General features: G+C 56.3%; 12 protein-coding genes. 7 read left to right on the top strand and 5 right to left on the bottom strand.

Going from position 1 to position 11,694, the window contains the following annotated elements; genetic code table 11:
* Window positions 1–26: 26 nt before the first annotated feature.
* The 4 genes from CCALI_RS08595 to CCALI_RS08580 form a co-directional block, all read right to left on the bottom strand.
* Window positions 27–1,088: an ABC transporter permease gene (locus tag CCALI_RS08595; RefSeq protein WP_016483087.1), complete on the bottom strand. Its 1,062-nt coding sequence runs from the start codon at window positions 1,086–1,088 to the stop codon at window positions 27–29.
* Window positions 1,089–1,097: 9 nt separating this feature from the next.
* Complete coding sequence (locus CCALI_RS08590) at window positions 1,098–2,144, bottom strand: substrate-binding domain-containing protein (protein WP_016483086.1); 1,047 nt, start codon at window positions 2,142–2,144, stop codon at window positions 1,098–1,100.
* Between the two features lie 127 nt (window positions 2,145–2,271).
* Window positions 2,272–2,703 carry a gluconate 2-dehydrogenase subunit 3 family protein gene (locus CCALI_RS08585; RefSeq protein ID WP_044949044.1) on the bottom strand — a complete coding sequence of 144 codons (432 nt, stop codon included), beginning with the start codon at window positions 2,701–2,703 and terminating at the stop codon, window positions 2,272–2,274.
* An 18-nt stretch (window positions 2,704–2,721) separates the two neighbouring features.
* Window positions 2,722–3,633 carry an aldo/keto reductase gene (locus CCALI_RS08580; RefSeq protein ID WP_016483084.1) on the bottom strand — a complete coding sequence of 304 codons (912 nt, stop codon included), beginning with the start codon at window positions 3,631–3,633 and terminating at the stop codon, window positions 2,722–2,724.
* Between the two features lie 160 nt (window positions 3,634–3,793).
* Between CCALI_RS08580 and CCALI_RS08575 the strand changes: the two genes are divergently transcribed.
* The 7 genes from CCALI_RS08575 to CCALI_RS08545 all read left to right on the top strand — a co-directional run bounded on the left by CCALI_RS08575 (window position 3,794) and on the right by CCALI_RS08545 (window position 11,219).
* A complete protein-coding gene (locus CCALI_RS08575) occupies window positions 3,794–5,434 on the top strand; it encodes a GMC family oxidoreductase (protein WP_016483083.1) in 1,641 nt (546 codons plus the stop codon).
* Window positions 5,435–5,437: 3 nt separating this feature from the next.
* Window positions 5,438–6,493: a M42 family metallopeptidase gene (locus CCALI_RS08570; protein ID WP_016483082.1), complete on the top strand. Its 1,056-nt coding sequence runs from the start codon at window positions 5,438–5,440 to the stop codon at window positions 6,491–6,493.
* A gap of 45 nt (window positions 6,494–6,538) precedes the next feature.
* Complete coding sequence (gene lspA, locus CCALI_RS15160; protein WP_016483081.1) at window positions 6,539–7,264, top strand: signal peptidase II; 726 nt, start codon at window positions 6,539–6,541, stop codon at window positions 7,262–7,264.
* 5 nt (window positions 7,265–7,269) lie between these two features.
* Window positions 7,270–8,232, top strand: coding sequence for a prolipoprotein diacylglyceryl transferase (gene lgt / locus CCALI_RS08560; protein WP_016483080.1), 963 nt, complete (start codon window positions 7,270–7,272; stop codon window positions 8,230–8,232).
* On the top strand, window positions 8,229–8,957 hold the full coding sequence (locus CCALI_RS08555; protein WP_016483079.1) for a gamma-glutamyl-gamma-aminobutyrate hydrolase family protein: 729 nt from the start codon (window positions 8,229–8,231) through the stop codon (window positions 8,955–8,957). Before lgt ends, CCALI_RS08555 begins: the two co-directional genes overlap by 4 nt.
* A 288-nt stretch (window positions 8,958–9,245) precedes the next feature.
* Window positions 9,246–10,460 carry a M20 metallopeptidase family protein gene (locus tag CCALI_RS08550; protein WP_016483078.1) on the top strand — a complete coding sequence of 405 codons (1,215 nt, stop codon included), beginning with the start codon at window positions 9,246–9,248 and terminating at the stop codon, window positions 10,458–10,460.
* Window positions 10,461–10,466: 6 nt separating this feature from the next.
* Entirely contained in the window at window positions 10,467–11,219 is a 753-nt protein-coding gene (locus CCALI_RS08545) for a RibD family protein (RefSeq protein WP_016483077.1), read from the top strand.
* Window positions 11,220–11,266: 47 nt separating this feature from the next.
* Here CCALI_RS08545 and queF read toward each other — a convergent pair whose 3' ends face one another.
* Window positions 11,267–11,671 (bottom strand): preQ(1) synthase, encoded by a 405-nt coding sequence (queF, locus tag CCALI_RS08540; protein WP_016483076.1) that lies wholly within the window; start codon window positions 11,669–11,671, stop codon window positions 11,267–11,269.
* Window positions 11,672–11,694 lie beyond the last annotated feature (23 nt).

The following is an 11,694-nucleotide window of genomic DNA, read 5'->3' as shown; positions in this document are numbered from 1 at the left end:
CCCCCTGTGCTTAGCTTGGAAATGGATTAGCGATACGACGCTTTGCGGGTAACCTGGTCGAGAAGCACCGCCAAGAGGATAAGTACCCCCATAACCACCTGTTGCCAGAACGAGCTAACGCCGTGCAGGTCAAGACCCATGCCGATGATGCCGATGATGAGCGCCCCGATCACGCTTCCGATGACCGAGCCTTGCCCACCAAAAAGGCTGGTGCCGCCCAGCACCACCGCCGCAATGCTATAAAGCTCGAAGCCCGAACCAGCTGTAGGTTGACCGCTGACCAGTTTGGACATCAATAAGATGGCTGCAATGCCGGACAGAAGTCCTGACAATAGGTAGACGACCAACAGAATTCGTTTCACGTTGATGCCGGAGAGACGTGTGGCCTCCAAGTTCCCGCCGAGCGCATAGACCTGTCGTCCAAAACGAGTTTTGCTAAGGATAATATGTCCAACAACGACCGTGATCAGCGCGACTAAAGCGGAAAGGGGTAGCGGGCCTACATAGCCCATACCGAGCATGGTGAACTGATGTTCCAGGATGTTGTTGCGCAACGAGGCGAGTGGGGTGCCGGGCATGGCGGTGCCAACAGGAGAGCCATTAGTAAGCACTTCGGCCAGGCCTCGCAATATCCACATGGTGGCCAGTGTAGCGATGAAGGGTTGGATGTTGAGGAAGGCCACGAGAAGACCGTTGAGAAGCCCGATGAGAATTCCAGCGCCGGTCCCTGCCAAAACGGCCAACACCATCACACCGCTTCCGAAACGGGCCACGAGGGGCGGGGCCATAAGCACCAAAGCCGTAACGGTGCCCACTAGCCCTTGCACCGAGCCTACCGAGAGGTCTATACCCGCTGTAATGATAACAAACGTCATTCCCACAGAGATGATAACGTTAAGGGAGACCTGCTGCAATAGATTTTGAAGGGTAGAGACCTGACGAAAGCTGGGTGTTGTAGCCCAGAGCGCAATAACCAGCAGCACAAAACCCAGCATAACGCCGGGGTTAACCCCAAAAAAGGCAAGCTTCCAGCTAAGGGAAGAGGGGGTCTTCTCTTTGCGTGACTTAGGCACAGAAAGAGGCTGCATGGCGAAAACCTATTTCTTTATGAAGCTGGCCTGAGTTACAAGACCGGTAGGAATGGCGATTTTTGGGGGCACCGTTCCGCCGTTGAGCACTTTGACGACCGCATCTATGGCGGTTTTGCCGATGAGGTGCGGGTATTGTATGGCTTCGGCTTTCAATTGGCTGCCAGAGGCGATATAGTTTTGTGCTTCCGGTCCAGCATCGAAACCCACAACCATCACCGCTTTGTTGTTGAGCTGCTGCAAGGCGGAAAGCGCCCCCAAGGCCACCGGATCGTTGATGCCAAAGATCAGATTGATGTGCGGATGCGCTGTAAGGATATCGGTAGCCACCGGCAGCGCATTTTCGCGTTTGGCGCCGGGAACATCCTGGTCGGCCACGATCCGGATCCCCGGATACTGCGCAATGGCCTGTTTAAAGCCTCTTACCCGATCCTGCACAGAGGTCACCGTGGAGAGATCGAGAATGGCCACCTCCCCTTTTCCATGCAAGAGGTTCTTTGCTGCATACTCTCCAACAAGCCGTCCACCCTGCACATTGTCGGAAGCTATGTAAGAGACGATCTTGCCGCCGTTGCTGGTGATGTCGGCAGTGAAGACGGGGATGTGCGCATTATTGGCGAGGGTTACCGCGGAGATCACGCCTTGGCTATCCACTGGACACAGGATAATAGCGTCGTACTTTTGGGCAACAAAGTTCTGCACCTGGTTGATCTGTTTGTTTAGGTCTTTATCGCCCGATTCCACCGTGAGTTGCACGCCCTCTTTAGCCGCCTCCTCTCGAAGTCCTTTTTCGAGGGTGATGTAGAAGTCATCGTCACGGGTAAGCAAGCTAACCGCAATGCGATAGGGCCGTTTGGCAGGGCTGGAGGGAATGGCGATAGCTGGCTCCGGTGGCTCCGGAAGGTTGAGCGTGTAGTGCGCGGATGCAGAGGGAGACGAACCGCTTGTCGCCTCCGATGTGTGCGGAGCGGCCGCGGGATTTCTGCAACCGGCCAGCCCTATGGCAAACATGAACAAAGCGATGGCTTGAAAAAATCGAACAGGGGAGCGCGTCATTGGTTTCTCTTCTCGCTACAAAGAAAATCTCTTTCAAACGGCTTTATAATACCCTTAGAGGGAACGATTTCGTTTTTCTGGCGAATGGCGAACGGAGAGTAGTTTGCTATTCCCTCTTGGCGGTTCATTAGGCTGTTACTTCGAAGCCGATCATTTTCCACGAGATGGCGCCACGATTGCCTCCATTGCCCGGGTCGCTGTAGTAGCCCTCAGCTACGAGGTGATAGAGGCGATGGAGGAAATATCTAGGGTGAAGGGGCCAGGTGAGCGCGTGCTGACCCCCTTCAAGGCGCGCGAGCAACTCTTCGCGTTGTTCTACGGAGAGATTGGGGAAGGAGGCTCCATAAAGCATGTCGGTCTCCTCATTCAGCAGATCGAGGCAGAGCCGATAGGTAGCAAGCTGCCCTCTGAGATCGGTAGAGAAGATTCTTTTTAGGTAGTGATCGACACCAGCCTCGATAGCGCTCGGATAATCGTCGGCTGGAATGATCGTGTCGGCCAGTGCGCAGAGGGTGTGCCATTGAAGCGCATTAAAGAGAGGTGTCACATCGCTTGTCATAGACCTTTCCTCCAGCAGCTACTGAGGCTGCTCTCCGACAGCATCGAGGCGTCGTTTTGCCTCCTCGTAGATTTCAGGCGGTAGAGGGCCTTTTTCGGCAGCGGCTACATTCTCTCGCAGGTGGTCGGGATTAAGAGTACCGACAATAGTGGTATGAATGTGCGGGTGCGCAAGGAGAAACCGAAGTAGAAAAGCCGTTCGCGATTCGCCCTCCCCGCGTAGTTCGTCGAGTTTGGCGGCCTCAAAGGTTTTCCATCGGTCGGGGTTGCCCAAACCAGCCCCTGGCTCTCCGCGTGCCACGCCACCGCGATCGATGATGCCGGCTCCTTTTTGCGCGGCCTCCGTGATCACGTTCTCATGCGCACGCTCCAAAGCCGAGTAAGGAATCTGAAAAACGTCAAAAACATTCCACTCGATATAGGTGCGGATGTGCGGCAATGTGGAGGAGCACCCAATCCAGCGCACCTTACCCTGCTGCTGCATCTCCTTTAAAACGTTGACCAGATCGCCCTGTTGGCACTGTTCCACGGTAGGGTTGTGAAGCTGCATGATGTCTATATAGTCGGTCTTAAGGCGTTGAAGGCTTTCGTGCAGGCCTCGAAACAGGTTTTCACGAGTCCACTCATGAGGAGTGTCGTCCGTGTTCTCATCCCGATAGGTTACCTTGCAGCCGCATTTGGTGGCGATGTAGAACTCGCTGCGCCGTTTAGAGAGGTATTTCCCGATGAACTCCTCACTACGGCCGTAGTCGTTTGCTGTGTCAATAAAGTTGATGCCCGCGTCGAGCACTGCATTAAGAATGGTCTCGGCCTGCTGTTCGGTCACGGGGCGACCGCCCCAGATGCGGGGCCCACGAATCTCCATGGCTCCATACCCCAATACCGTGACCTGTAGACCGGTGCGGCCCAACGCTCTTTTGGTTAAGGACATAAGTTCTTCTCCGAATAGATGTGTTTTTCAATACTATTCGCCGTCGCCGCGCGTTTCCCTGCTTGGGTATTGCTGAGGCCCCCTTTGAGCCATGATACACTCCAAACTTCAAGCAGGAGATAACGAGCGTTAGGGCGAATCCTTGAATAGAAGAACAGCTATGCCAGATTATGACGCGGTAGTAATTGGAGCGGGTGCAGCCGGTGCGATCGTGGCCTGTCTGCTGGCTGAGGCCGGCAAGCAAGTGCTTTTGCTTGAACGAGGTCCCAACCTCGATACAGGCCAGATCGGACGTGACCATCTGCGCAATCAACGACTTTCGCAGTATGGCCATAACGCCGGGCCTGATAGCGATGGTCATCCGAGAGTAGCGACAGGGCTGTTTGGAGAACGCTACCTGGTGCGTCCTCATGAGGGGGGCTATCAGAACAATGCGGCCTGTGTGGGCGGAGGAACGCGCGTTTACGGTGCCCAAGCCTGGCGCTTTATGGAAGAGGATTTTCGTATGGCCAGTCTCTACGGTGTGCCTGAGGGCAGCTCGCTGGCCGACTGGCCTCTCTCCTACAACGACCTTGAGCCTTACTACGAACGCGCTGAATGGGAGCTGGGCGTCTGTAGCGATTCCGAGGCTCATGCTCCTCCGGTGCCTCGCAGGAAAAGCTACCCGATGCCACCGATGCCCCTTACCCGCTCCGGCCAGGTTTTGGCGCGTGGGGCGCAGGCCTTAGGATGGAAAACCTGCACCCCGCCGTTGCTCATCAACAGCGTGCCCTACAACGGAAGGCCTGCCTGCGTGCAGTGCCAGCACTGCGTTGGGTTCGATTGCCCCTCCAATGCAAAAAACGGCACACATAATACCCTGCTGCCCCGTGCTCTGGCCACCGGCCTTTGCACCCTAAAAACCCGTGCTGTGGCTGAGCGCATCGAGACGGATGGACGCGGCAACGTGACAGGCGTCTCTTACATTCTAGAAGAGAACGGCCGGCTGGAACGCCACACGGTCACCGCCAAACGCGTTGTGGTATCGGCTGGGGCCATCGAGTCGGCTCGTCTGCTTCTGCTCTCCGCCTCCCCTCATCACCCAAACGGCCTTGGCAACCGATATGACCTTGTGGGGCGTAATCTTCAAGGACACTACTATCCGGGGGCTTTTGGGCTTATGGAGGAGCCGGTTTACGACGGTATCGGCCCAGGTGTCTGCATTGCCACTTGCCAATTCAACCACCATAACCCCGGCATCGTTGGAGGTGGCATGTTGGCCAACGAGTTCATCAAGCTCCCTATCATCTTTTGGAAAAACGCCCTGCCACCCGACCTCCCTCGCCGCGGGTTGGAAAACAAGCGTTGGATGCGAGAGAACTATCGGCGTACTCTCCATGTGATGGGCCCTGTACACGAGATTCCAAACCCGAACTGCCGTGTGACACTCGACCCCGATGTACGCGATCGTTATGGCCTGCCGGTGGGGCGCTTCGAGGGGGTAGCCCATCCCGAAACGGTGCGCACCGCGCACTACATGTGGGGACGCGCCAAAGAGTGGCTACTGGCCAGCGGGGCCATAAAGGTGTGGGGTGACCCGCCAGGTTATCACCTAAGCGCTGGACAACACCAAGCTGGTACCTGTCGCATGGGGCACGATCCGAAAACCTCGGTTACCGACCCATGGGGACGCGTACATGATTTCGATAATCTCTTCGTCATAGATGCCTCCTTGCATGTCACCAATGGCGGCTTCAACCCTGTGCTTACCATTATGGCCCTCGCGTATCGCTGCGGGGAGCACCTTGTGCGGAGCTTTTAACCCATGGCCGACACCAAGGCGTTATCGCTTATTCGCGAACTGGTAGCCCTTCCCGGCCCTCCGGGGCAAGAGGAGCCTGTGCGTGAGTTTTTGAAAGCACACCTCACCTGCTTCGGCTACCATCTCCAGACCGACTCAAAAGGCAACCTGGTGGTAACGCTGCCTGGCGATCCGACACGTCCATCGGTGGTAGTTACTGCCCACATGGATGAGATCGCGCTGATGGTAACCCGCATTGAGGAGGATGGGACGCTGAAGGTGGCGCCGTGTGGGGGCATCTATCCATGGAAATGGGGTGAGGCACCTATTCAGGTGCTAACTCCCACAGGGCCGCTGCCGACGATTCTCTCTTTCGGCTCCGTGCACACCGAACATGAGGCCAGCGTCGCCCATCAGGCACGCAAAGGCCCGCTGGAGTGGGAGAAGGTTTGTCTCTTCACCGGCCTTTCGCCCGCCGAGCTTGAAGCGATGGGCGTGCGGCCGGGATTGCGCGCCGTTCTAGACCCCTCACGACGCACTATTACAAAGTTCGGCAACCACATCGCAGCCTATTTTTTGGACGATCGGGCTGACCTCGCCGTATGGCTTTTGGCTTTGGAAGCGCTTGCACAGCAACCTCTGCTGAACCTCGGCCCTCTCACGTTTCTGGCCACCACCTCGGAGGAGGTAGGTGGGGAGGGCGCGCGTTTTTACCTCCAACGCCACCCAGCCGATATCTGCATTGCGCTGGAGATCGGCCCTAAGACACCGGAGGCCAACTTCGTTATCAACGCACAGCCGACCATCTGGGTGCGCGATAGCTACGCCGCCATGGAAGCCATAGACGGCCAGCTGCTTACGGCCTGTTGCCAAACCCTGGGTCAGCAGCCACATTGGCAGTACTTGTCACGTGGTGGCAGCGATGCCTCCTGCTGCGCCGCCAACGGCCTAGTAGCGCGGCCGGTGACGTTGGGCTTGCCTGTGGAAAACTCTCATGGCTACGAGATCATGCATTGCCAGGCCCCCGATGAGCTCCTTCGGCTGCTTCTGGCCTACCTGCGTTCTCTTGCCGAAAACTAAGTTTCGTGTGACTAACTTCCCTGTCCTAGGAGAGGGCGGCATGCCTTGTCCCCTACACTGACGGTTCCCTTTGGACACATTCGTCTCGAACTAAGCATCTCTTTGGGAACCTGCCTCCCCACGCCTACCGTAGTCCAAAAAGGACGTGGTACAATAGAGCATATGGAAGATAGCGTGCAAAAAGTAGCAACCGCTCCGTTAAGAGAGCAAGTTCAAGTCGAAGCCCAGCGGGTACGTGCTTTACGACCGGTCTACTTCTACCTTATTGTCTCTATTGTCTTTTTTAGCGATCAGCTCAGTAAACATTGGGTTCAGACGCATCTTATTCCTGAGGGCCCCTCCCGCCCCATTTTCGGCAGTGCGTTTCTGCTGACGCTTACCCATAACACCGGCGGCGCCTGGGGCCTGCTGCCAAGAGGCAATCCGCTCTTCATCATTTTTGCCATTGTGGCGGCCATTACCCTGCTCTATGCCTACCATCGCATGCTCCATGTCGATCTGCTGGTGGGCACTTCCTTCGCCCTTGCTCTCGGCGGCGCGCTTGGTAACCTCACCGATCGCCTGAGCCTAGGTTACGTTGTGGACTTCTTCGATGTGCGCATCATCCGATGGCCTATCTTCAATATCGCCGATTCGGCCATCACGTTGGGTATTACCCTGCTGCTTATCCATTTCCTTGTGTCGCTCTGGAACGAGAAGGCCCATCCCCACACGCCTCCTGCTGTTGAGCCGACAGAAACCGCTTGCTCCGAGCCGATGCAGACCGAGTAGACTCTATGCACCCGATTCTGTTTCATATTGGCCATTACGCCGTTCACTCCTATGGCGTGCTGATTATGTTAGGAGTGTTGTTGGCCACGCGCTACGCCATGCGGTTGTGTGACTACCGTATGCGCGTTTGTCCCGTAGGTTCTCCACGCCGCATTCATCCGGATGTGATATTTGATGTCGCCTTTTTCGGTGTGATATTCTCTATCATTGGGGCACGCCTCGTATTCGTTTTGCTCGACTGGGGCGACTATGCGGCTCATCCGCTGGACATATTTCGCATCTGGATGGGCGGCCTTTCTATCCATGGGGCTCTCCTTTTTGCCATTTTTACCCTGCTTTGGATATGTCGAAGTCGAAAGCTCTCGTTCTATGCTGTTGCTGACATCGGGGCTACCGCATGGCCGCTTGGCTATGCCATCGGGCGCATTGGCTGCTTGCTAAACGGGTGCTGCTATGGCGCTCCTACCTCTCTGCCTTGGGGCATTCGCTTTCCTGATGAAGACCACCCTGGCCAGCTTACCCCGCCGAGCCACCCTATTCAGCTCTACGCCACCCTTATCAATCTAGGGTTCTTTTGGTGGCTTACCCGCTGGCAAAAACGCTCGCGTCGTGATGGAGAGCTGTTTTGGGCCTATATCGCCATGTACGGTGCCTACCGTTTCGCCGTGGAGTTTCTGCGTGCCGGCGCCACATCCACCTATCGCATCCCGTCGTTGCACATTACCGATACCCACATCGTCAGCGTCCTGATGATTCTTATTGGGTTGTGGGGTCTTTTTGCTCTAAGACGCCGATACCAGGCTTACGCAGATACAGAGTTGCCTCCCGAAGTTGCTACGGCGCCATTGCCCAAAGGCTTGTCGGAAGAAAACGTGAGCGCCGACCCAAGGGAGTCGGTAGCTACCGCATCCCAGCAAGAAATATCTCCTTCTTTGGTCAATACCTCTGTAAAGGAGAAGCCCTCATGAGCCGAAAGGTCGTTGGAATTACCTGCGGTATAACGGAGGCGACGGGGACATCGGGCCCTCGCCATGTTCTTAATGATGCGTATGTTCGCGCCATCGAGGAGGCCGGCGGCATTCCGATAGTTCTTCCCAGCCTTTCTTTGCCTTCGCCGGAGACATGGATGGGCTATCTAGACGCAATAGATGGCCTGCTGCTAACCGGTGGGGCCGACATTGACCCGACCTTTTATGGGCAACCCCGCCACGAAAAGCTTGGCGAAGTGCAGCCTGTGCGCGATGCCACCGAGATTCCGCTTGTTCAGAAGGCGATAGAGCGGGACCTGCCTATCTTTGGCATATGTCGTGGCATTCAGACTCTCAACGTGGCCTTGGGAGGCACGCTGTATCAAGACCTGCCAAGCGAATTTCCTTCTGAGATTCATCACCGACAGACCGACTTGGGGTACCGTCGCAGTGATTTCAGTCACTCCATCACCATCGAGCCAGATAGCCGCCTTGCTGCCATTGTGGGCTGCACGGAGATGCCGGTGAACTCGTTGCACCATCAGGCGGTGCGCGATGTGGCGCCTGGCCTAAGGGTGGTTGCTCGTGCACCCGACGGCGTAATTGAGGGACTTGAGTCGGATCGGCACCATTTCATTCTGGCTGTGCAGTTCCACCCAGAAGAGACAGCCGTTCACGACCCGCGTTCCAAACGTCTTTTTGAGGCCTTCCTCGCCGCCTTATGAGCCTAAACCGGGCGCGCGCTTCTAGATAAAGGGCAGTTTGCAGGGCAAGCTGACGCGATTCTCTTTCTATCACTTTCTATCCCGTCCTTTCCGTCCCTTCGCAGATGGCGCAGTTTAAAAGAGAGGAATCATCTGTCTGAAGAGACTGCCGATAGACTTGTTGATGTGTTCCCGCTCTCGAATCGGAGGATGGGTAGATAAGCTAGCCAACCACGTTGGCTTCAGCGTTGTCCGGCGTCCTTGTGAGGTATCCTATTCCAAATGCGTTGGCAGTTGGGAGGTCAAGTCATGTTGGATTCGGTACATCAGGCGATTCAGGGGCAGATTGAGAGGGTATTGCCCGAGGTGACTCAGTGGCGCCATCATCTCCATCAAAATCCTGAGCTGAGCTACCAAGAAGAAGCGACTTCCCAATGGATTGCTCAAACGCTGCGACGCCTCAGTTTAGATGAAGTGCGCGAAGGCGTAGGTGGTTTTGGAGTCATTGGCTCCTTAAGGGGAACCGCCGAAGGGGCTGCCGATGGCCCAACCTTTGCGCTTCGTGCCGATATGGACGCCCTACCCATTCAGGAGGAGAACGAGATACCCTATCGGTCTTGCCGTGATGGGGTGATGCACGCCTGCGGTCATGACGGCCATATGGCCACGCTCCTAGGTGCGGCTATGGTGCTTTCTGCTCTACGCCCCCTGTTGCGTGGAACCATCCGATTTATTTTTCAACCGGCGGAGGAGGTGGCTGGTGGCGCCGAGAGGATGTGCGCCGATGGTGCAATGGAGGGCGTAGATGCGATCGCTGCCCTCCACGGATGGCCCGGGCTAGAGGTAGGACAGATAGGGGTGCGCTCCGGCCCCATGATGGCCTCTGCCGATACGTTCGATATCGTGATCGAGGGGCGGGGCGCTCACGCGGCTATGCCGCACAGTGCTGTGGACCCTGTGGTGGTGGGGGCACAGATCACCTTAGCGCTTCAAACGCTCGCTTCGCGCGAGATCAACCCTATTGAACCAGTGGTGGTGACCGTCGCTCAGTTTCATGCGGGTACTGCTTACAATGTGATTCCCGGCAAAGCCACACTACAGGGAACTGTGCGCTGCCTAGATCCCGAGCTTCGCAAAACCATGCCCGAACGCCTCGAGCGCGTTGTGGCTGGCATCTGCAGCGCCTTGCGCGCGAAGTACCGTTTTACCTACGATTTCGGCACACCGGTCACCAACAACCACCCGGCCATCGTTCACTTAATTGAAGAGGTTGGGCGAGAGCTTCTCGGGCCGCAAAACGTTATCACGCTGGAAGCGCCCTCTATGGGAGCGGAAGATTTCGCCATCTATCTGCAGCACGCCCCTGGCGCTATGTTTCGCCTTGGTGTAGGCAAACAGGTCACCCCCCTGCACACCCCCACCTACGATTTCGGCGATGCTCCCTTGCCTTACGGCATCGGCGTGTTCTGTCATCTTGCCTTTCGTTATCTCCAAGATGCGCCCCTTAGCGCCGGAGGGCTTTAGTTGGGGATGCCTTTGGAACGCCTACTTGATCTTACAGAAAGCCCTGTATCGCCAGATCAACTCTATCAGCATATCGTCTTTCCAGCACCACCCGAGCATCGTCCCTATGTCTACATCAACATGGCCTCTACGCTCGACGGTAAGATCGTGGTTGGAAAGCCTCACGGCTCGGCAGTGGGCGTTGGGGGGCCAACCGATCAGCAGCTCTTTCGACGCCTGCAACGTACCGCCGACGCCGTGATCATCGGTGGCGGCACCCTACGGGCCGGCCCCGTTATCTATCCTCCCAACCTTCCACGCTATGTGGTTACGCGTACGGGCGATCTCCCCCTCGAAAATCGTTTCTTCGAGACCACGCTGGAGCAGACCTTCGTAATCGCTCCCAAAAAACTGCCAGCTGACGCCCAAGCTCGTCTCCGGTCGGTAGCCACGCTCCTTTTGTGTGGTGAAGAGGAGGCGGATCTGGCGGAAGCCTTCTGGCGTATGCGACAAGAACAGAAGGTGCGCTATCTTCTTTGTGAAGGAGGAGGGCTTTTGAACGATGCGCTGCTCCGTGAAGGTTTGGCGGATGAGCTGTTTCTTACCCTCGCTCCAAAACTAAAGGGAGGCGCGCATCTGCCAACGTCGGTGGGCGGAATCGGCTTTCCACCCGACTTCTATCTCCGTGCTCACCTCCTTTCCGTTTATAGGGATGGAGATGAGCTATACTTGCGTTATCGGCTAGAGCATACGCCCGTCTCCTGGCGGGCAGTGGAGTAGCGATTTCAATCCTCGCGAAGGGAGAGCCCGCCCTACCGCGATGGCGACTAAGTTCTCTTTGCTTCCTCTTGCCGATACTCTGCCGTAACGACCGAAGAGAACCCTCCACGTACGTTAAACTCCCCGCGCACCGTCATGCGACGCGGATGGCATACCGAGACCAAATCGTCTAAAATGCGATTCACCACCGCTTCATAATAGATGCCCTGATTTCGGTAGGAAAAAAAGTAGAGCTTTAGCGCTTTGAGCTCCAAGCATTTCCGATCCGGCACATACTCAATGGTGATGGTAGCAAAGTCTGGCTGACCCGTCTTAGGACATACCGAAGTAAACTCTGGGCAGGTGTGTACGATGAGATAGTCCCTTTCCGGGCGTGGGTTATCGAAGGTCTCTAAAAGAGACACCTGTTCCTCACGGCTCATCTCTCCGCGCAATAGTCGTGTTAAATCCATACCTAGGTACCCCTTCCTCTTAT

Source organism: Chthonomonas calidirosea T49 (assembly GCF_000427095.1).
Lineage (GTDB): Bacteria > Armatimonadota > Chthonomonadetes > Chthonomonadales > Chthonomonadaceae > Chthonomonas > Chthonomonas calidirosea.
Note: the sequence above shows the minus strand (reverse complement) of the source record. Positions and strands in the feature narration are given on the sequence as shown.